This window comes from Neorhizobium sp. USDA 3394, assembly GCF_056280385.1.
The window spans coordinates 2,101,837-2,120,341 of record NZ_JBWCDU010000001.1; the positions used below are offsets into that span (position 1 = coordinate 2,101,837).

At 62.7% G+C, this 18,505-nt stretch carries 21 protein-coding genes; 10 read left to right on the plus strand and 11 right to left on the minus strand.

The annotated features are described in order from the left end of the window. Positions 1 to 41: 41 nt before the first annotated feature. The 6 genes from mnhG to ACZ9EJ_RS10070 are packed head-to-tail and all read right to left on the minus strand — an operon-like array spanning position 42 to position 6,081. Entirely contained in the window at positions 42 to 443 is a 402-nt protein-coding gene (mnhG, locus tag ACZ9EJ_RS10045; protein WP_370649835.1) for a monovalent cation/H(+) antiporter subunit G, read from the minus strand. Then, complete coding sequence (locus tag ACZ9EJ_RS10050; protein WP_046630821.1) at positions 440 to 721, minus strand: K+/H+ antiporter subunit F; 282 nt, start codon at positions 719 to 721, stop codon at positions 440 to 442. The genes mnhG and ACZ9EJ_RS10050 overlap by 4 nt, the downstream gene beginning before the upstream one ends. After that, the gene (locus tag ACZ9EJ_RS10055; protein ID WP_046640719.1) at positions 718 to 1,194 is read right to left on the minus strand and encodes a Na+/H+ antiporter subunit E; all 477 of its coding nucleotides are present in this window, start codon (positions 1,192 to 1,194) and stop codon (positions 718 to 720) included. Before ACZ9EJ_RS10055 ends, ACZ9EJ_RS10050 begins: the two co-directional genes overlap by 4 nt. After that, positions 1,194 to 2,825, minus strand: coding sequence for a monovalent cation/H+ antiporter subunit D (locus ACZ9EJ_RS10060; protein WP_046640720.1), 1,632 nt, complete (start codon positions 2,823 to 2,825; stop codon positions 1,194 to 1,196). Before ACZ9EJ_RS10060 ends, ACZ9EJ_RS10055 begins: the two co-directional genes overlap by 1 nt. Beyond that, complete coding sequence (locus ACZ9EJ_RS10065; RefSeq protein ID WP_046630827.1) at positions 2,822 to 3,160, minus strand: Na+/H+ antiporter subunit C; 339 nt, start codon at positions 3,158 to 3,160, stop codon at positions 2,822 to 2,824. Before ACZ9EJ_RS10065 ends, ACZ9EJ_RS10060 begins: the two co-directional genes overlap by 4 nt. Beyond that, positions 3,160 to 6,081: a monovalent cation/H+ antiporter subunit A gene (locus ACZ9EJ_RS10070; protein WP_046640772.1), complete on the minus strand. Its 2,922-nt coding sequence runs from the start codon at positions 6,079 to 6,081 to the stop codon at positions 3,160 to 3,162. The genes ACZ9EJ_RS10065 and ACZ9EJ_RS10070 overlap by 1 nt, the downstream gene beginning before the upstream one ends. Positions 6,082 to 6,172: 91 nt before the next feature. On the opposite strand from ACZ9EJ_RS10070, the gene ACZ9EJ_RS10075 reads away from it, so the two are divergent. Further along, complete coding sequence (locus ACZ9EJ_RS10075) at positions 6,173 to 6,484, plus strand: helix-turn-helix domain-containing protein (RefSeq protein ID WP_080954118.1); 312 nt, start codon at positions 6,173 to 6,175, stop codon at positions 6,482 to 6,484. Between the two features lie 120 nt (positions 6,485 to 6,604). Here ACZ9EJ_RS10075 and ACZ9EJ_RS10080 read toward each other — a convergent pair whose 3' ends face one another. Further along, positions 6,605 to 8,500 carry a bifunctional sugar phosphate isomerase/epimerase/4-hydroxyphenylpyruvate dioxygenase family protein gene (locus ACZ9EJ_RS10080; RefSeq protein WP_046640721.1) on the minus strand — a complete coding sequence of 632 codons (1,896 nt, stop codon included), beginning with the start codon at positions 8,498 to 8,500 and terminating at the stop codon, positions 6,605 to 6,607. A 211-nt stretch (positions 8,501 to 8,711) separates the two neighbouring features. Continuing rightward, positions 8,712 to 9,353, minus strand: a complete 642-nt coding sequence (locus ACZ9EJ_RS10085) for an alpha/beta hydrolase family protein (RefSeq protein ID WP_046640722.1) — start codon at positions 9,351 to 9,353, stop codon at positions 8,712 to 8,714. Between the two features lie 164 nt (positions 9,354 to 9,517). On the opposite strand from ACZ9EJ_RS10085, the gene ACZ9EJ_RS10090 reads away from it, so the two are divergent. The 3 genes from ACZ9EJ_RS10090 (at position 9,518) to ACZ9EJ_RS10100 (ending at position 11,091) form a co-directional block, all read left to right on the plus strand. After that, a complete protein-coding gene (locus ACZ9EJ_RS10090) occupies positions 9,518 to 10,219 on the plus strand; it encodes a DUF899 family protein (RefSeq protein WP_046640723.1) in 702 nt (233 codons plus the stop codon). Between the two features lie 85 nt (positions 10,220 to 10,304). Further along, a complete protein-coding gene (locus ACZ9EJ_RS10095) occupies positions 10,305 to 10,694 on the plus strand; it encodes a DUF1236 domain-containing protein (protein WP_046630836.1) in 390 nt (129 codons plus the stop codon). A 154-nt stretch (positions 10,695 to 10,848) separates the two neighbouring features. After that, the gene (locus ACZ9EJ_RS10100; RefSeq protein WP_007772754.1) at positions 10,849 to 11,091 is read left to right on the plus strand and encodes a DUF982 domain-containing protein; all 243 of its coding nucleotides are present in this window, start codon (positions 10,849 to 10,851) and stop codon (positions 11,089 to 11,091) included. Positions 11,092 to 11,123: 32 nt separating this feature from the next. On the opposite strand, the gene ACZ9EJ_RS10105 is transcribed toward ACZ9EJ_RS10100, so the two are convergent. Next, positions 11,124 to 11,765, minus strand: coding sequence for a ChrR family anti-sigma-E factor (locus ACZ9EJ_RS10105; protein ID WP_046640773.1), 642 nt, complete (start codon positions 11,763 to 11,765; stop codon positions 11,124 to 11,126). Positions 11,766 to 12,107: 342 nt separating this feature from the next. Between ACZ9EJ_RS10105 and ACZ9EJ_RS10110 the strand changes: the two genes are divergently transcribed. The 6 genes from ACZ9EJ_RS10110 (at position 12,108) to ACZ9EJ_RS10135 (ending at position 16,440) form a co-directional block, all read left to right on the plus strand. Continuing rightward, the gene (locus ACZ9EJ_RS10110) at positions 12,108 to 13,145 is read left to right on the plus strand and encodes a cysteine synthase A (RefSeq protein ID WP_046640774.1); all 1,038 of its coding nucleotides are present in this window, start codon (positions 12,108 to 12,110) and stop codon (positions 13,143 to 13,145) included. Between the two features lie 25 nt (positions 13,146 to 13,170). After that, positions 13,171 to 13,908 (plus strand): alanyl-tRNA editing protein, encoded by a 738-nt coding sequence (locus ACZ9EJ_RS10115; RefSeq protein ID WP_046640724.1) that lies wholly within the window; start codon positions 13,171 to 13,173, stop codon positions 13,906 to 13,908. A gap of 24 nt (positions 13,909 to 13,932) precedes the next feature. After that, positions 13,933 to 14,799, plus strand: coding sequence for a 3-mercaptopyruvate sulfurtransferase (sseA, locus tag ACZ9EJ_RS10120; protein ID WP_046640725.1), 867 nt, complete (start codon positions 13,933 to 13,935; stop codon positions 14,797 to 14,799). 5 nt (positions 14,800 to 14,804) lie between these two features. After that, positions 14,805 to 15,362, plus strand: a complete 558-nt coding sequence (locus ACZ9EJ_RS10125) for a GNAT family N-acetyltransferase (RefSeq protein WP_046630842.1) — start codon at positions 14,805 to 14,807, stop codon at positions 15,360 to 15,362. A 23-nt stretch (positions 15,363 to 15,385) separates the two neighbouring features. After that, the gene (locus ACZ9EJ_RS10130; RefSeq protein WP_046640726.1) at positions 15,386 to 15,829 is read left to right on the plus strand and encodes a hypothetical protein; all 444 of its coding nucleotides are present in this window, start codon (positions 15,386 to 15,388) and stop codon (positions 15,827 to 15,829) included. A 107-nt stretch (positions 15,830 to 15,936) separates the two neighbouring features. Continuing rightward, entirely contained in the window at positions 15,937 to 16,440 is a 504-nt protein-coding gene (locus tag ACZ9EJ_RS10135; RefSeq protein WP_046640727.1) for a DUF1203 domain-containing protein, read from the plus strand. Positions 16,441 to 16,507: 67 nt separating this feature from the next. Here the strand turns inward: ACZ9EJ_RS10135 and ACZ9EJ_RS10140 are convergent, their stop codons facing one another. Then, complete coding sequence (locus ACZ9EJ_RS10140; RefSeq protein ID WP_251090406.1) at positions 16,508 to 17,200, minus strand: PadR family transcriptional regulator; 693 nt, start codon at positions 17,198 to 17,200, stop codon at positions 16,508 to 16,510. Positions 17,201 to 17,376: 176 nt separating this feature from the next. Further along, positions 17,377 to 18,495: an alanine dehydrogenase gene (gene ald / locus ACZ9EJ_RS10145; protein ID WP_007760804.1), complete on the minus strand. Its 1,119-nt coding sequence runs from the start codon at positions 18,493 to 18,495 to the stop codon at positions 17,377 to 17,379. Positions 18,496 to 18,505: the final 10 nt, after the last annotated feature.

Sequence of the window (18,505 nt, forward strand, 5' to 3'; positions counted from 1 at the left end):
TGTCGACGATCGCCGCCCAGCTTCGCGACCCATGAAGCGCCCTACCCCCTCCGAGGATCGCTCTCGCCCAACACCTCCCTGGCGGGCTGGCTCCTGTTCGGATTGTCCGGAACATTGCCGTTGCCTTCCGCACGGTCGCGGTGGAGAGCCGCGCGGGCCAGGAGCATAAAGGTGATTGGCGTCGTCACCGTGACGAAGATGCCGATCAGTATTTCGTGGAATACGAGGCGCCCCGAGGAGACGGTGAAGAAGATCATCGAGGCCAGCATGATGCCGCCGATCCCCCAGCTGGTGCCGAGCGTCGGGGCGTGGATGCGCTCGTAGAAGGTCGGCAGGCGCAGGAAGCCGATCGCGCCGATCAGCGCCAGGCCGGAGCCGATCAGCAGGAAAAAAGCGACCGCGATGGCGGCCCAGACGGGCATGTCGGCGGCAGACTGCATCATTCGATCACCTCACCGCGCATCAGGAATTTCGCGAGCGCCACGGTCGCCACGAAGCCCAGCATGCCCATCACCAGGGCCGCCTCGAAATAGATCACCCTGCCGGTGCCGATGCCGAAGGTCACCAGCAGCAGCATGGCGTTGATGTAGAGCGTGTCGAGGCCGATGATGCGGTCCTGCGCCCTTGGGCCCCGGAACATCCGTACCGAAGCAATCGCCATCGCCGCGGCCAGCATGAGCTGGGCGATCGAGACCGCAGTGAAGAGAATGATGGCGCTCATGCGAATATCTCCATCAGCAGCTTTTCGTACCGGTTCTTGATCGTGTCGCGCCATTCCGCCTCATTGTCGAGGTCGAGGACATGCAGCAGCACTGTCCGGTCGTTGGAATCGTATTCCAGCCAGGCGGATCCGGGCGTGCTGGTCAGGACCACGGCGAGTACCGCAATCGCCGTGTGGTTCTCGATGTCCAGCGGAACGGTCAGGAAGCCGGGATTGTGGCTGCGCCGGCCGCTCTTAAGAATAATCCGGGCCACCGCGATATTCGATTTGACGATATCGTAGAGCACGATCCCGAACAGTTTCGGCAGCAGGTACCATTTGGCGAGCTTCGGCTTGTCGGGGCGCAGCGACGCCATCGCCCAGGAGGCAAAGACGGCGACCAGGATGCCGAGCACGAGATGGCCGGGCGTCAAGCCGTTGAGCAGCAACCACATCAGGATCAGCGACAGGGTGAGCAGCGGATAGGGTAGCATCACTTGCTCCCCGCGTTGGTCGAGGAGACGCCGTCATAGTCCGGCACCACCGCCGCATTGCGCACCGCGTCGATATAGGTCCTCGGATTGCTGAGTGTCCGGATCGTGGTGTCCATGTACTGCATCGCGGGTCCGGCCTGGACAGTCAGCGCAAGCGTCAGGAAAAGCAGGAACATCACCGGCACGATCTCGATGACGAGAACGCGCGGCACGGTTCCTTCGAGCGAGCTCCAGAAGGTGCGGATGCCGGCGCGCGTCATCGAAATCAGAGCGGCGATGCCGGAGAGAATGACGAGGGTGACCAGAATCCAGACGGTCGCGGTCGGCGGCACGCCGATCGCCCCCGTTCCCATCATCGCCGACAGCATCGCGAACTTGGCTATGAAGCCGGAAAGGGGCGGCAGGCCGGAGAGCAGGATGCCGCATGCGGCAAAGCAGATGCCGAGGATCGCCATCGTGCCCGGCATGGTAACGCCCTCGCCCTCCTCCGGCTCGTCCTCGTCCGCATCGCCATAGGCTTCCATGGTCACCGCAAGGACGATCGCACCGGCATCCTGTCCGCGTTCGACCAGTTCGATCAGCATGAAGAAGGCGCTGATCGTCAATGTCGAGCTGACGAGATAGAGCAGCGCGCCGGACGAGATCGCCCCGTCATTGATGCCGAGCACCATTAGCAGGGTTCCGGAAGAAACCAGAACCGAGAAGCCCGCAAGCCGTCCGAGCGCCTGTGAAGCCAGCACCCCGATCGTACCGAAGATGATGGTGGCGATGCCGCCATAAAGAAGCACATCGGCACCGAAACCGGCGGACGGCCCGTCGCCGAAGAGCAGCATGGTGAGCCGCAGGATGATGTAAATGCCGAGCTTGCTCATGATCGCGAAGATGCCGGCAACCGGAGCGGAGGCGGCACTGTAGGCGGTCGGCAGCCAGAAGCAGAGCGGCCACATGCCTGCCTTGATGAGGAAGGCGATGCCGAGCACGCCCGCTCCCGCCTCCATCAGCATCCGCCGGTCCGGCTCGATATCGGGAATGCGGGCGGCAAGATCGGCCATGTTGAGCGTGCCGGCGGTGCCGTAGATCAGGCTGACCCCGATCAGGAACAGAAGTGCTGCGGCTAGGTTGACGGCAATATAGTGCATGCCCGCCTTGACGCGCAGCGGCCCGGAGCCGTGCAGCAGCAGTCCGTAGGATGCCGCCAGCATCACCTCGAAGAAAACGAAGAGATTGAACAGGTCGCCGGTCAGGAAGGCGCCGTTCAAGCCGACCAGCAGCAACTGGAACATGGTGTGGAAATGCGCGCCGACCGCGTGCCAGCGGGCGAGCGAGAAGACCAGTGCGGCGACCGAGAGCAGCGCGGTCAGGATCAGCATGAGGGCCGAGAGCGCATCGAGAACCAGCACGATGCCGAACGGCGCCGCCCAGTTTCCGAGAAGATAGACGCCGTCGAAATCGTTCGGGCCGCTTTCGATCCGCAGAAGCGCGAGCGAGACGACGACCAGGATCAGCGTCGAGGCGAGGCTGATCATTGCCTTTACGACGCGCTGACGCTCGTCGAAGAACAGCAGGAGTGCGGCGACGACCAGCGGCACCAGGATCGGCGCGATGATGAGGTGATGGGACCAGCCAGTCATTTCGGCTCGTTCCTCCCATCGACATGGTCGGTGCCTGTCAGGCCCCGGGAGGCCAGCAGCACGACGAGGAACAGCGCGGTCGTCGCAAACCCGATGACGATGGCCGTCAGCACCAGCGCCTGCGGCACCGGATCGGCAAGCGTCGAATTGGGAACGCCATCGACGAGGATCGGCGGGACATTGGTCTTCACGCCGCCGACGCCAAAGATGAAGAGATTGACCGCATAGGAGAGAAGCGAAAGGCCGACAATGACCTGATAGGTGCGCGGACGCAGGATGAGCCAGACGCCGCAGCCCGTCATCACGCCGATCGCGGTGGCAAGAACGAGTTCCATCAGCCCTCCTCCGTCCTGGCCGCATCGATCGCCCGCAGGCGGTTGATGCGGATCGACTGATGCGCCAGCGCCACGAGAATAAGGACCGTCGAACCGACAACCAGCGAGAATACCCCGAGATCGAAGAGCAGCGCGGTGGCGGCCGGCATCTTGCCGATCAGCGGCAGCTCGACATACTGGAAATGCGAGGTCAGGAACGGGTAGCCGAAGAACCAGGCGCCGATGCCGGTGGCGGACGCGGTGAGTATGCCCGCCCCCATCCAGCGCAGCGGCAGGATGCGCAGGCGATCTTCCGCCCAGCGCGTGCCGCCGGCCAGATACTGCAGCAGGAAGGCGATCGACAGCGTCAGCCCGGCCGAGAAACCACCGCCCGGCATGTCGTGACCGCGCATAAAAATGTAGACGGCGAAGGTGATGATCACCGGGAAAAGCCAGGTCATGATGACGGAGGGCACCAGCAGGTAGTCGCGCACCGTATCGCCGGCCGAACGCTCGGGACGATCCTCATCGAAACTGTTCTGGATCCGCTGCTGTTCCGGCAGGTCCATGCTGTCGTCGGCGGGGCGGAAACGGCGAAGCAGCGCGAAGACCGTCAGCGCGACGACGCCGAGCACCGCGATCTCGCCGAGCGTATCGAAGCCGCGGAAATCCACCAGGATGACGTTGACGACGTTGCGCCCGCCGCCCTGCGAATAGGCGTTTTCGAGGAAATAGTTGGCGATCGCGTCCGGCACCGGCATGGTCATGACGGCATAGGCGATGAAGGACATGCCGATGCCGCAGACGACGGCAAGCGCCAGGTCCCGGAAGCGGCGGAAGCGCGCCCGCAGGCTGATCGCCTCGACCATTCCCTCCGTTCGCTTCGGCAGCCAGCGCAGCCCGAGAAGGATGAGGACGGTGGTGACGATCTCGACGAGAAGCTGGGTGATGGCCAGATCCGGCGCCGAGAGCCAGACGAAGGTGATGCAGACGATCAGCCCGACGCCGCCGAGCATGACGAGTGCCGCCAGGCGATGATACTTGGCGAGATAGGCGGTGCCGAAGGCAAGGCAGATGCCGAGCAGCCAGATCGCCGCGAAGGCCGGATCGATGCCGGAAAAGGCGATTTCGCGCGTCTCGAAACCGGAGAGATAGAGCGGCAGCAGCCCCGCGAGGAAACCGGTCGCCACCACCCAGCGAAGCTGCGGCTGCAGATTGCGGGTGCCGAAGCGCCGTTCGAGCGTGCGGGCCCAGCGCCAGGACACTTCCACAAGAATCCGCTCGAAGATGCGCTGGCCCTTGAGGTTGCGCAGGATCGGCGGACCGTCCTCGCAGGTCGCGAGATATTTCCGAAGCGAGAGATAGAGCAGCGTGCCGCCGACGAGTGCGATGGCGCTCATGATCAGCGGCAGGTTGACTCCGTGCCAGATGGACAGGCTGTATTGTGGCGTATCGGCGCCCAGCACGCTGACGACGGCGGTATGCAGGAAAGGCCCGATCGAAATCGCCGGAATGATGCCGACGATCAGGCAGGCGACGACCAGAAGCTCGATCGGAGAGCGCATCCAGCGCGGCGGCTCATGCGGCTTCGGCTTGGGCAGATCGGTCGGCGGCGGTCCGAAGAAGACGGTGTGGATGAAACGCAGCGAATAGGCGACGCTGAAGGCGCTGGCGAGTGTCGCCACATAGGGCAGGATGCGGTCGAGAATGGAATCCGCATGGGTTTCGACCGCTTCCGCGAAGAACATTTCCTTCGACAGGAAGCCGTTCAGCAGAGGAACGCCAGCCATGGCGGCACTTGCCACCATGGCCAGCGTGCCCGTGATGGGCAGATACCGGAAAAGCCCGCTCAATCGTCGCATGTCGCGCGTGCCGGTCTCGTGGTCGATAATGCCGGCCGCCATGAACAGCGACGCCTTGAAGGTCGCATGGTTGACCATGTGGAAGATCGCCGCGACCGTCGCCAGCGGACTTCCGAGGCTGAGCAGCGTGGTGATGAGGCCGAGATGGCTGATCGTCGAATAGGCGAGCAGACCCTTCAGGTCCTGCTGGAACATCGCGAAATAGGCGCCGAGCACCAGCGTGATGATGCCCGCCAGCCCGACCAGATAGAACCATTCGTAGGTTCCCGACAGGGCCGGCCAGAAGCGCACCAGCAGGAAGACGCCCGCCTTCACCATGGTCGCCGAATGCAGGAAGGCTGAAACGGGGGTCGGCGCCGCCATGGCATTGGGCAGCCAGAAATGGAACGGAAACTGGGCGCTCTTGGTCAATGCGCCGAGCAGGATGAAGACCAGTGCCGGCACGTAGAGGGAATGGCCGCGGATGACATCGCCGGCGACGAGGATCTTGTCGAGGTCATAGCTGCCGACGATGTTGCCGAGCAGCAGCAGCCCGATCAGCAGGCAGAAACCGCCGATGCCGGTGATCGTCAATGCCATGCGGGCGCCGTCGCGCGCGGCGGCATTGTTGTGCCAGTAGCTGATCAGCAGGAAGGAGAAAATGCTGGTCAGTTCCCAGAACACCGACAGGAGAATGACATTGCCGGAAATGACGATACCGAGCATCGCGCCCATGAAGGCGAGCAGGAAGGAGAAGAAGCGCGGAACCGGATCGTCTTCCGACATGTAATAGCGGGCGTAGACGACCACCAGAAAGCCGATGCCGGCGATCAGCATGGAGAAGAGCCAGGCGAAACCATCCATGCGGAGGGTGAAGTTGAGGCCGAGCTGCGGCAGCCAGGTCCCCTCGAAGCGCAGCACGCCGCCATTGGTGACGCCCGGATAGAAGGAGGCGACGATCAGCAGGGAGAGGAGCGCAGTTGCGCCCGCGACCCAGGACGGTAGCACGCGCGAGCGCGTTCGCAGCAGAGATACGGAGACCAGGCTTCCGAGAAAAGGCAGGACCAGAAGAACAAGAAGAAGATATGGTCCTGACGTTATCCCAATGCTCCGGCCTTTCCATGTGCTGCGCTTCGCCCAGCGCCTGCTGCGAAGATGCCTGCGAATGCCCCGTCTAGCAATCGAATCCAAATTGCCATATATGGGAGATATTGACCAATATGGGCAGTTTGGTGAGATGGGTCAAGCCGCAAAGAATGCAATTTTGACGCCGGCCTTGTGCCGCGCCGCCCGGGGCTTTCTGGATTGGACGCAGACCGATCTCGCCGACCGTTCGGGCGTGTCGAGAAGCACCATCCGTGATTACGAAGGCAGCCGGCACGACCTCCACCGCGCGACGGAGGCGCAGCTCCGCCTGGCTTTCGAAGAAGGCGGCGTCGCCTTCGTCCATATGGAGGGCGGCTGCTTCGGCGTCTGTCCGAGGGCCTTGCAGACGCCTCAATAGATCGAGCGGAGGGTGCCCCCAACCCGGCATCACCAGTTGGTGACCGAAACATCCCGGCGGCTTCAGTGCGGGACTTCCACAATTGGCGCCCCGCGCCAAAGAGGACCCGAAGGGCGCCGTTCAAACCCTCGGCATGCCTTCCGGCCGAAGCGCCTTCTTCAGCGCCGCGATGCGGAAGATGGCGTTCGGGGCGCCGTAGCCGCGATAGCCGCGCCGTTCGACGATCTCGAAGAAGAAACCTTCGCCATAGGTCATGCTGTAGAGCTGGAAATATTCGCCGTGCTCGTCGCGGTCGTAGAGGATGTTCTCTTCCTTCAGCCGCTCCGAAAGCTCCGCATCGAGGCCGAAACGGGCCTCGACGTCGCCATAGTAGTTGGGCGAGATCTGCAACGGCTTGAAACCGTTTTTACGCAGTGCCGCGGCCGTCGCAAAGATGTCGTCGGTCTGGAAGGCGAGATGCTGGACGCCGGATCCGAATTTTTCGGCGATGAAATGCCCCGCCAGCGTGCGTCGGTTCTCGGCGCCGTTCAAGGTGATCCGCAGCGTGCCGGAAGCGTTTTCGACCACCTGGCTGCGTATCACGCCGGCCGGATCGATGATGTCGACCATCGGCGTCTTCTGCGTCTCGAAGATCGAGGTGTAGAAGAGCAGCCAGGTGAGCAGCTCCTCGTAGGCGACGGTCTGGGCGATGTGATCGACATGCCTGAGATCCGCCTGCCCCACCTCGGCCTCGCCCTCTTCGCTGACGGGCTGGAAATCGATCTCGGAAAAGCGGCCGAGATTGCTCTTGTCGTCGATCAGGTAGACGAGCCCGCCGCCGACGCCGCGGATCGCCGGTATCTCCACCTCGCCCTTGGCCACCTGCTGCCGGAACGGTTCCGCCCCGAGCGCCACGGCCCGTTCGAACGCCTGCCCGGCATCCTCCACGACGAGAGCCATCGCATAGGCAGAGGTGCCGTGCACGGCAAACGAGGCGTTGGCAAAACCCTTCTCGTCGGTGTTGACGAGGAGACGGATATCGCCCTGGCTGTAGAGGCTGACCTTCTTCGTCCTGTGCACCGCCGTCTTGCGGAAACCGAGCGTTCGGAGAATCGCGGCAAGATCCGCTGCATCCTTCTCGTCGGAAGAGAACTCAACGAAACCGACGCCTTTGACTTTTGCGCGGTCCGGCATATCCGGTACGGTCAATGCCGAAGCGTTCGGGCTGCGCCGCACCTGGTCTCCGAGATAGATCAGCGAGCGGTAGCCGTCATCGGCAATCGCCCGGCTTGATCCGCCACGGAACTGGTCGTTGAAGATTTCCAGCGAGAAATAACCGTCGTAACCGGTCTCGGCGATCGCGGTGGTAAAGGCCGTAACCGGCAGATCGCCCTCGCCCGGCATGTTGCGGAAATGCCGCGACCAGTAGAGCAGGTCCATGTCGATCAGCGGCGCATCGGCAAGCTGGACGATGAAGATCTTGTCCTTGGGGATGGAGCGGATCGAATTGATGTCGATCTTCCGCGACAGCGTGTGAAAGCTGTCGAGGATCAGCCCGACATTCGGGTGGTCGGCGCGCCGCACGATTTCCCAGGCATCGCGGTGGTCGTTGATATGCCGGCCCCAGGCGAGCGCCTCGTAGCCTACTCTCAACCCGCGTTTGGCAGCCCGTTCCCCGAGTTCGTGGAAATCGGCAGCCGCCCGGTCGATACCGCCGAGCGACACCGGCGAGACGTTGGAGCAGACGAGGACCAGGTCGGTGCCGAGTTCCTGCATGACGTCGAACTTGCGTTCGGCGCGATCGAAGGTGCGGCCCCGATGTGTGGCGGGCATGCCCTCGAAATCGCGGAACGGCTGGAACAGCGTGATCTCCAGCCCATGATCGCGGACCATCTTTCCGACATCTGCGGGGCTGCCGTCGAAGGCAAGGAAATCGTTTTCGAAGATTTCCACCCCATCGAAACCGGCCTTGGCAATCGCTTCCAGCTTCTCGGGCAGCTCTCCGCTGATCGAAACCGTGGCTATCGACGTTTTCATGCGCTCCCTCCCATTTCCTCGGAACGTGGCCGAAGAGGCTCCTCAGATGCGCCGGCGAGCGACCTCCCGCTTCGGGCCGGCATCAGCGAAACTATTTTGTACTAAATAGTTCGTAACATCAAATGGGAAGTTCGTGATCTGGCGATGGCCAGCCTCGGCGACAACATTGGAACGCACCCCGGAGCCGCTGATGTCGGGGCTTGGCCCGCATTTAAGGCTTCAACCGTGCACTCCAGGCCAGCACTGTTTCCCCCATCGTCGCGAGATGGTCGGCGGCGGAAAATCCGGAAATCGTCTTGCGCGGTTTCAGGTCGTGGTCGCCGTCCTCCAGCCAGAGGATTTCGATGGTCTGAGAGAGTGCGTAGCCGCTGACTTCCTCACGCGTGCCGAATTCATCGCGGGTTCCCTGGCATATCAGCGCAGGAGCCTTGAGACCTTTAAGATGTTGGGTACGAAGCTGCTCCGGCTTTTCCGGAGGATGGAACGGATAACCGAGGCACAGCAGACCGGCGACCCCGCCCTCCTCGTAAAGCTCGTCGGCGATCATGCTCGCCACCCGGCCGCCCATCGACTTGCCGCCGATGATCAGGGGTCCCTTCGCGTTGAGTTCGGTGATCGCCGCCTTGTATTCGGGATTGAGCGTCTCGGCCCGCGGCGGAGGTTTGCGATCGCCGGAGGTACGGCGCGCCGCCATATAGCCGAATTCGAAACGCGCCACGCGAAAACCCTTGGCGGACAAGGCGTCCGTCGCCGCCGTCATCGATGCGGAATCCATCGGTGCGCCTGCGCCATGCGCCAGCAGGATCGTGACGCGTGCGTCTTGCGGTCCCTCGATCAGAAATCGCCCTGACATCTTGCTCCCTCAATTCGGGTTCATTTTTTCACATGCGCCTGTCGGACCACCCCGTTGGCGCACGTCCTTTGCATGGGCAAGCCATGGCCGCCCGCACTTTGGCGACTATATCAACGAGAGCAAGGCCAAGTCTCCTGCCCGGCCATTACAGATGGAGGAATGTCATGGATATGCAGAGCCTCACACCAGCAGTCGAACTTGCCAGAAAGAACGGCGTGCACTTTCCCAACGAAAGCGCCGCCTACAGGGAGGCGCGGGACGCGCTTCTCGCCGAGGAAATCGAACTCCGCCGCCATATCGAGCGCGTCGCCGAGCAGCGACGCCATCTGCCGCCGGGCGGACATGTGCCGAAGAACTACACGTTCGAGGGCGTGAACGGCAAGATCACGTTCGAGGAACTGTTCGCGGACAAGGAAACGCTGGTCATCTACAGCTATATGTTCGCCCCGGAGCGCGAACGGCCCTGCCCGATGTGCACGTCGCTGCTCTCGTCCTGGGACGGCGAGGTTCCGGACATCCAGCAGCGTGTCGCGTTCGCGGTCGTCGCACGTTCGCCGCTGCAGCGCCTGACCGATTTCAAACGCGAGCGCGGCTGGCACCATCTGCCGCTCTATTCGGACACGAGCGGCGAGTTCAGCCGGGATTACCACGCGATCGGCAAGGACGGCAGCGATGACGCGGCCTTCAACGTGTTCACACGCCGGGATGGAACGATGCGGCATTTCTGGAGCGGCGAGATGGGCGGCGCCACCGCCGACCCCGGCCAGGACCCGCGCGGCGCGCCCGATTTGATGCCGATCTGGACTATCCTGGACTCGACCCCGGAAGGGCGGGCACCGCACTGGTATCCCAAACTGTCCTACTAGGACTTAAGTCCGGCGTGTCCATTGTGGTGGAACGAAAAATGATGTCGCCACGTTCTCAGGCCACTTCAACCGAAAGGAAGTGACCATGAAAAAGCTCATCATTCTCTCCGCGACAGTCGGCCTCCTCGCGACCGGCGCAATGGCCCAGCAGAGCACGGTCAACGGCGCCGTGGGCGGTGCTGTTACCGGCGCAATCGTCGGTGGTCCGGTCGGCGCTGCCGTGGGCGGCGTGGTCGGTGCGGTCGCCGGTACGGCGATCGATCCGCCGCCGGAACGTGTCATCACCTATGTGCGCCAGCAGCCGGTACAGCAGTCCGTCGTGGTACAGGAACGCGTCGTCGTCGGCCAGCCCATCCCGCAGCAGGTCGTGCTGACGCCTATCCCGGAATCGCCGACCTACGCCTATGCTGTCGTCAACCAGCAGCGCGTCATCGTCGATCCGCGGACCCACACCGTGGTCCAGGTCGTCGAGTAATCGGTTTCGCATGCCAACCGGAAGCCGTCGTATCGAGAGGTACGGCGGCTTTTTTCTAACCGGCCCCTGCCTGATCAAAAAAATTCTTAAACTGAGGGAACCGATTGCGCGCTTCGTCGTTTTCTGAGGTTGGTATCCAGGGAGGACACGAAAGATGCCGCAAGCAAGTTGGCAAAAACCGGTGCGCGTCGCCTTCGGGCAGCTCGGGACTGAGGTCATCAACGGACCGTTCGAGGCGCTTGCCTTGTTGACGGATCGCTGGCCGGACATGCGCGGGCCGCACTTTGTCAAGGCGCGCAGCGTCTGCCGGGCAGCGCTCGACGGACGCAGGTCGCCGGAAGAAGCACGTCAGCAATTCGAAGAAGCTGTCAGCGAAGCGCAATTGCATCTGAACTGAACGAATGGGCCGGTAGTCGCCGGCTTCATGGTTCAGAGACCGATGATGTCGCCGAAGAGCCGGAGGGTGGAGCCGGAAAGGGCGATCGGCGCGAACAGTACGGAGAAACACAGACACGGCCCGCGCCTACCCGCGACCGGCCGGTGGTTCAGCATTTCGTCCGCGACCGAGACGTCGCCCGTGCGGAAATTGCCGCGGTGGTCGTGAAATTCGCCTTCAAGCACCAATGTCAGTTCAAGCCCATGATGGCCGTGCTGGGGAATCGCCCTCCCCGGCCGCACCCATAAAAGGCTCGTCTCGACATCCTCCGATTTTTCGATGACGTGATGACGCAACCCCGGCAGTTTCATCTTCCATCCTATGTCGGCAAGGTCCGTACCCACATAGGCCCGGAGCGACGCGGGGAAACTCGATTTTTCGAAGATTCTGGTCCGGGGCTCCGGCGGTGGCGCGGAGGCGAAGATTTCGGCCAACCGTCGCTCGCGGTCAGACAATGCTATGGGTGCGGTCTCCTGCAGGGCATCCCCTGCATAGCCCTCCAGGAGGCTGGCCAGTTTCGCGGCCGAGGACTGCATTTCCAGATGCGAACCGACGAGAACGTGAGCCGGCTCAGGAAGAGAGCCGGACACGTAATGCGCGATCAGAAGATCCAGCCGTTCGAGGTTCTGCAGCATGTCCAAATGCCAGTTTCACGCAAGAAATCCGGTCAAAGCGCGGTCAATTCATCGCGCAGCACGGATTCGTATCTGCTTCCACTGCACGTCTATACGTCTGGAGAGAAATTTGGATTACTACTTCCAATATAATAGGGCGCATTTTTTTAACGGCCTGTCGATACATTAGAAAACGGTGCTCCGAGCCCTCCTTTAGCCACCATCGCAACCGTAAATCCGACCGCGGAAAGATGGATTTTACCGGGGCAAACACTTTCCCGAAACAGAATTTCTTGCCCTTCGGTCCTTGTCCGTCGAAAAGACCCTGTTTACATGTGCGATGAACAAGAAGGCACCACCCCGATGACCTCCTATCCCTCCGTCCTCGACGTGATCGGCAACACGCCCCTCATCCGGCTGAACGGCGCTTCCGAAGCGACCGGCTGCGAAATTCTGGGCAAGGCGGAGTTCCTGAACCCCGGCCAGTCGGTCAAGGACCGCGCCGCGCTTTACATCATCCGGGACGCCGAAAAGAAGGGCCTGCTGCGCCCCGGCGGCGTGATCGTCGAGGGCACGGCCGGCAATACCGGCATCGGGCTCACCCTGGTCGCCAAGGCGCTCGGCTATCGCACCGTCATCATCATCCCGGAAACCCAGAGCCAGGAAAAGAAGGATGCGCTGAAGCTGCTCGGCGCCGAACTGGTCGAGGTTCCCGCCGTCCCTTACAAGAACCCGAACAACTACGTCAAAATCTCGGGCCGCCTTGCCGAGGCGCTCGCAAAGACCGAGCCTGCCGGCGCGATCTGGGCCAACCAGTTCGACAACGTCGCCAATCGCGAAGCGCATATCCAGACCACCGCACCGGAGATCTTCGAGCAGACCGGCGGCAAGGTCGATGGCTTCATCTGCGCGGTCGGCTCGGGCGGCACGCTTGCGGGCGTCGCCATCGGGCTGAAAGCCAAAAATCCGGATATCAAGATCGGCATCGCGGATCCTGAAGGCGCTGCCCTCTATGAATTCTACGCCCATGGCGAGTTCAAGTCGGAAGGCAATTCGATCACCGAGGGCATCGGCCAGGGCCGCATCACCGCCAATCTCGAAGGTTTCAAGCCGGACTTCGCCTATCAGATCCCGGATGCCGAGGCGCTGCCCTATATATTCGATCTCGTCGAGCACGAAGGCCTCTGCCTCGGCGGCTCGACCGGCATAAATATCGCCGGCGCCGTTCGGCTCGCCAGGGATCTCGGGCCTGGCCACACGATCGTGACGGTGCTTTGCGACTACGGCAACCGCTACCAGTCCAAGCTTTTCAATCCGGACTTCCTGAAGTCGAAGGGCCTGCCGGTGCCGGCCTGGCTGACGCAGAAGCGACAGATCGACATTCCCTTCCAGACGGTCTGACAGAATTTAAAGAACAGAGTGACTTATGCCCGTTGAAGCCCTCTACCGCGACGACTTCTATCTATCGACAGCAGAAGCGGCGGTGACGGCCATCCACGAGGACGGCGGCATCGAACTCGATCGCACCTGTTTCTATGCGGCGTCCGGCGGCCAGCCGGGCGATACCGGTTTTCTCGAGCGAGCCGACGGCACGAAAATCCAGCTCGGCCAGACGAGGCATGGCGGCAGCAAGGATATCGTCATCCATGTGCCGCTCGAGGGCGAGGCGCAGCCGCTGGTCGGCGAAAACGTGGTGATGCATATCGACTGGCAGCGCCGTTACAAGCTGATGCGCATGCACACCGCCTGCCACCTTCTCTCCGTCGTCTGCCAGTATCCGATCACCGGGGCCGCTGTCGGCGAAGAGGAATCGCGCGTCGATTTCGACATGGCCGACACGATCGACAGGCAAGAAGTCACGGCGAAACTCATGGAACTGGTGGGCCAGAACCATCCCGTCTACGTGCAGTGGATCACCGACGAGGAGCTTGCCGCCAATCCGGGCATCGTCAAGTCGAAGAATGTCCGCCCGCCGATGGGGCTCGGCCGCGTCAGCCTCGTCTGCATAGGCGAAAATTCCAGCGTTGACAGCCAGCCCTGCGGCGGCACACATGTCTCCGAAACGCAGGAGGTCGGGGCGATTCATATCGCCAAGATCGAGAAGAAGGGCAAGGAAAACCGCCGGTTCCGCATCCGGTTCGGCGAGCCCGACGCAGAGGCCTGATATAGGGTCCAAAGGAGATTTGACATGAGTGAAACCAGCCGTTTCGTCGTTTCGTCCGAGTGGCTTCACAATGAGCTCGGCAGTCCCGACCTCAAAATCCTCGACGCGTCCTTCTACCTGCCGGCACAGAACCGCGATGCCGACGCCGAATACGCGGCCGGGCATATTCCCGGCGCCATCCGCTTCGACCACGACAAGGTCGCCGACCATTCGACCGGCCTGCCTCACATGGTGCCGGCGCCCGATGTGTTTGCGGAGGCCGTCGGCCGGATGGGCATCCGCGAAAACGACCGGATCGTCATCTATGACGGCCCGGGCATCTTTTCCTCGCCGCGTGGCTGGTGGCTGTTCCGGATCATGGGCGCAAGCCAGGTCTTCGTGCTCGACGGCGGCATCGACGGCTGGAAGGCCGAAGGCCGGCCGCTCGAGACCACAATCCCCTCGCCCGAACCCGTCACCTTCACCCCGAATTTCCGGGTCGACAAGGTGATCGACTTCCAGACCATGCTGTCGATCGTCAGCGACGGCACGCGCCAGATCGCCGATGCGCGGCCGGCCGGCCGCTTCGCCGGTACCGACCCCGAGCCTCGCGCCGGCATGCGCTCCGGCCATATGCCGGGAGCGGCCAGCCTTCCGTCCGGCACGTTCTCGGTTAACGGCAAGCTCCGTCCGCTGGCAGAACTGCAAAAGGCGATCGAGGACGCCGGCATCGACTTCGGCAAGCCGGTGGTGACCAGTTGCGGCTCCGGCATCACCGCCGCGATCATCACGCTGGCGCTCGAATCCCTCGGCCATGAGGACAACGCGCTTTACGATGGCTCCTGGACCGAATGGGGCAGCCGTCAGGACACGCCTGTGGTTACCGGCCCGCCCTCGCCGAAAGCGGCGTGAGCACCATGGCGAAGAAGCCTGCTCCGCTCAATGCCCATGTCACCAGCCTGGAAATGACCGCACCGCCGAAAACCAGCCTGGCGGTGCCGGTGAATATCCAGACGGCGATCATTCGCGCCCCCGAAATCCCGCTTCACTACTACCGCTATCTCTACCGGCAGGTGGGAAAGCGCTGGCACTGGTACAAGCGGCTGCGCATGAGCGACGAGGAGCTTGCGGCCGCCATCCACAATCCGCGCACCTCCGTCACGGTTCTCTACGTCAACGGCGCACCCGCCGGCTTTTTCGAACTGTTCAAGGAAAGCGACGAGGTCATCGAGCTCTCCTATTTCGGGCTGTTCGAGCGGGCGATCGGGCTCGGCATCGGCAAGTGGTTTTTGCTGCAGGCGCTCTATGCCGCCTGGCAGGACAATCCGCAGAAGGTGACCGTCACCACCAACACCCTCGACCACCCGCGTGCCCTGCAGCTCTACCAGATGATGGGCTTCTCACCGGTTTCAACCTATGAGGCGCTGGTCCAGCCGATGACGGATGCCGAGCTCCTAAAGGCGCTCGACGGCTGATGTCGAGATTTTCACCCAAGGCGATGCTGATCGCTTTGGTGGTGATGATGCTTGTTGTCGTCCTGTTGTTTGTTTCCTGGTGGATTATCAGGATTGCCCTCTACGCCCCGCAAACCGTCAGCATCGACCGGGTCGACGTGCTGTGCTCGAAGCGGCCTCCTCGGCGGCAGATACCCTTCGTAACACCAGCGCGCCGGTGGAGCTGGGATTGCGGCGCGCTGCGGCGGCAGTTCGGGTCGCACGTATCCGAAGACACGTTCATTTCCTTCACCTACACCTCCCCCGCCGACAACAGGAGCTATCGCGGTACCCTGCAGCGCAGCCTGAACGACCGGAAGCTCTCTGCGCGGACAGGCGATCGGATCGAGATCGAAGCCTCTCGGCTTATGCCCGAAACCTTCACCGACTGGTCGAGCCCCAGCATCGCCGCCGAAAACATCATCCGCACGCCGGCAGCGGCTAAATGACCGGTCCGCCAGCGCGGCACATTTGATAGTCCTGAGGACGGCAAGTATCGGGTGGCGGGGAATAGCCGGCGGAGTCATCTCTTGTGCAACACGCACAGGAGAAAGCCATGACCATCGCCTTCATCGCCATGCCCGCCGCTGATGCCGAGCACCTCTGGAATGGTGGCACCGACGCATACGGACGCCAGCCGGAAACCAGGACCTCCGACGGCCCCGGTTATCCCTGCCGCCACTGCCTCCAGAATATCGATGCCGGCGAGGACTTGCTGGTTCTCGCCTACCGGCCCTTCCCCGAACTGCAGCCCTATGCGGAAACCGGCCCGATCTTCCTGCACAAGCAGCCCTGCCGGCGTTACGCGGCGGAAGAGGTTCTGCCACCCATGCTGTCGAGCACCGATTATATCGTCCGCGGCTACGGCCATGACGACCGGATCGTCTACGGCAGCGGCGCGGTGACACCGACCGAGAGGATCGCCTCGCGCGCCGAGGAACTGCTGGCCCGCTCCGACATCGCCTATGTGCATGTCCGCTCGGCCCGCAACAATTGCTACCAGTGCCGGATCGACAAGGTCGAGGTACCGGCATTTGCGGACCCGGCCCTGGTGATCTGAAAAGCGAAGGCGCGCCGTCCTACCGAAGCGGCGCGCCATCATGTTCGTTCTCAAGCCTGCTTGGGCTTCAGTTCTGAGTATTGTCGCCCTGCTCGTCGTCGCGTTCGATGTTTTCGGCGAAATCGAGCAGCAGCCTGACGATCTCGCTGCCCTTCTTTTCGTCACCCTCGATCTTGCGGGCGATCACCTCGCGGAGGTTGAGCATGGCGGAATCGATGCTGCGCGGCAGTGCCGGGCCGGTCTCGCGGCCACGGTCGTGGCGCTCCTGCCGCTGCTTGATGCGCTCGGCGAGCTGCGACAGCCGGTCGAGGATGGTCGCGGCAAAACTGCGGTTTTCGTCGAGATATTTGCGGCCTTCTTCGGTGATCGCGTAACGCTTCTTGTTGCCGTCCGCCTCGGCGACCACGTAGCCCGCCTCGTCGAGATAGGTGAGCGTCGGATAGACGACGCCGGGGCTCGGTGCGTAGAAGCCGTAGGTCAGGTCCTCGATGTGCTTGATGATCTCGTAGCCGTGGCGCGGCTCCTTCTCGATCAGCGCCAGCACCAGCAGGCGCAGGTCGCCCTGCACCAGGAAGCGTCCGATGCGGCCATCGCCGTCATCGCCAAAACCTCGGCCGCCGCCGGGGCCACCCGGGCCACCGCGACCGAAACCCCGGCTGAATGGCCCGCCGCGCATGGCCAACATCTCTTCGAACCCGCGGCCTTCGCGGCCCTTGCAACCACGACGGCCTTCGAACTTGTCTCTCATATGTCCAAGCATCTTCATTACTCCAGTTGATAACTATCTTTCGATATATCTTAAGATAGTTCGTATGGTGACTTTGTCGAGTCTCAAGATATATCTAAATCATATCTCAATGATTTTGCGCGCAAAAAAACGCCGGGCGCATCTGCGTCCGGCGTCTTCCCAGCCCTAAACTCGCAATCGAAGCGCTCTTACGCGACGCTCAGCAGGCTTTCCGGCGCGAAGGCCTCGTAGCCGAGCGCTTCCGCGACCGGCTTGTTGGTCACCCGGCCCCGGTGGACATTGAGGCCGTTGCGGAGATGCCTGTCTTCGGCGATCGCCCGCAGCCCACGGTCGGCCAGCGCCAGCCCGTGCTGCAGCGTCGCATTGTTCAGCGCATGCGCGGATGTCACCGGCACGGCGCCCGGCATGTTGGCCACGCAGTAATGCACGATGCCGTCGACCTCGTAGGTCGGCTCGGAATGGGTCGTCGCATGCGAAGTCTCGAAGCAGCCGCCCTGGTCGATCGCGACGTCGACCATGACCGCGCCCTGCTTCATGCCCGACAGCATTTCGCGGCTGACCAGTTTGGGAGCCGCGGCGCCCGGAATGAGGACGGCACCGATGATCAGGTCGGCACTGAAGACTTCCTCTTCCACCGCGTCGATCGTCGAATAACGGGTATGGACGCGGCCGTTGAAAATGTCGTCGAGCTGGCGAAGACGCGGCAGCGACCGGTCGATGATCGAAACATCGGCACCGAGGCCGGCAGCCATCCGGGCCGCATGCAGGCCGACGACGCCGCCACCGATGACGGCGACCTTGGCCGGCAGCACGCCGGGCACGCCGCCGAGCAGGATGCCACGACCGCCATTGGCCTTCTGAAGCGCGGTCGCGCCCGCCTGGATCGCCAGGCGACCGGCGACTTCCGACATCGGGGCCAGCAGCGGCAAGCCGCCGCGCTCGTCGGTGACGGTCTCATAGGCGATGGCGGTGACGCCGGAGGCGAGCAGACCCTTGGTCTGTTCCGGATCGGGCGCGAGATGGAGATAGGTATAGAGAAGCTGGCCGTCGCGGAGCTGCACCCATTCGGAGGGCTGCGGTTCCTTGACCTTGACGACCATGTCGGACTTTTCGAAGATTTCCTTGGCCGAACCGACGATCCTGGCCCCGGCTGCCGCATAGGCGCCGTCATCTGCGCCGATGCCGGCGCCGGCCTTGGTTTCGATCAGCACTTCGTGGCCATGGGCCACGTATTCACGTACCGCGCCGGGGGTAAGCCCTACGCGATATTCATGGTTTTTGATTTCCTTCGGGCATCCGACACGCATACAGCGTTCC

Excerpts from the sequence above, each read along its gene's own strand:
- mnhG (WP_370649835.1), bottom strand. The coding sequence starts at position 443 with ATGATGCAGTCTGCCGCCGACATGCCCGTCTGGGCCGCCATCGCGGTC.
- ACZ9EJ_RS10050 (WP_046630821.1), bottom strand. The coding sequence starts at position 721 with ATGAGCGCCATCATTCTCTTCACTGCGGTCTCGATCGCCCAGCTCATG.
- ACZ9EJ_RS10055 (WP_046640719.1), bottom strand. The coding sequence starts at position 1,194 with ATGCTACCCTATCCGCTGCTCACCCTGTCGCTGATCCTGATGTGGTTG.
- ACZ9EJ_RS10060 (WP_046640720.1), bottom strand. The coding sequence starts at position 2,825 with ATGACTGGCTGGTCCCATCACCTCATCATCGCGCCGATCCTGGTGCCG.
- ACZ9EJ_RS10065 (WP_046630827.1), bottom strand. The coding sequence starts at position 3,160 with ATGGAACTCGTTCTTGCCACCGCGATCGGCGTGATGACGGGCTGCGGC.
- ACZ9EJ_RS10080 (WP_046640721.1), bottom strand. The coding sequence starts at position 8,500 with ATGAAAACGTCGATAGCCACGGTTTCGATCAGCGGAGAGCTGCCCGAG.
- ACZ9EJ_RS10085 (WP_046640722.1), bottom strand. The coding sequence starts at position 9,353 with ATGTCAGGGCGATTTCTGATCGAGGGACCGCAAGACGCACGCGTCACG.
- ACZ9EJ_RS10090 (WP_046640723.1), top strand. The coding sequence starts at position 9,518 with ATGGATATGCAGAGCCTCACACCAGCAGTCGAACTTGCCAGAAAGAAC.
- ACZ9EJ_RS10095 (WP_046630836.1), top strand. The coding sequence starts at position 10,305 with ATGAAAAAGCTCATCATTCTCTCCGCGACAGTCGGCCTCCTCGCGACC.
- ACZ9EJ_RS10100 (WP_007772754.1), top strand. The coding sequence starts at position 10,849 with ATGCCGCAAGCAAGTTGGCAAAAACCGGTGCGCGTCGCCTTCGGGCAG.
- ACZ9EJ_RS10105 (WP_046640773.1), bottom strand. The coding sequence starts at position 11,765 with ATGCTGCAGAACCTCGAACGGCTGGATCTTCTGATCGCGCATTACGTG.
- ACZ9EJ_RS10110 (WP_046640774.1), top strand. The coding sequence starts at position 12,108 with ATGACCTCCTATCCCTCCGTCCTCGACGTGATCGGCAACACGCCCCTC.
- ACZ9EJ_RS10115 (WP_046640724.1), top strand. The coding sequence starts at position 13,171 with ATGCCCGTTGAAGCCCTCTACCGCGACGACTTCTATCTATCGACAGCA.
- sseA (WP_046640725.1), top strand. The coding sequence starts at position 13,933 with ATGAGTGAAACCAGCCGTTTCGTCGTTTCGTCCGAGTGGCTTCACAAT.
- ACZ9EJ_RS10125 (WP_046630842.1), top strand. The coding sequence starts at position 14,805 with ATGGCGAAGAAGCCTGCTCCGCTCAATGCCCATGTCACCAGCCTGGAA.
- ACZ9EJ_RS10130 (WP_046640726.1), top strand. The coding sequence starts at position 15,386 with ATGCTGATCGCTTTGGTGGTGATGATGCTTGTTGTCGTCCTGTTGTTT.
- ACZ9EJ_RS10135 (WP_046640727.1), top strand. The coding sequence starts at position 15,937 with ATGACCATCGCCTTCATCGCCATGCCCGCCGCTGATGCCGAGCACCTC.
- ACZ9EJ_RS10140 (WP_251090406.1), bottom strand. The coding sequence starts at position 17,200 with ATGCTTGGACATATGAGAGACAAGTTCGAAGGCCGTCGTGGTTGCAAG.
- ald (WP_007760804.1), bottom strand. The coding sequence starts at position 18,495 with ATGCGTGTCGGATGCCCGAAGGAAATCAAAAACCATGAATATCGCGTA.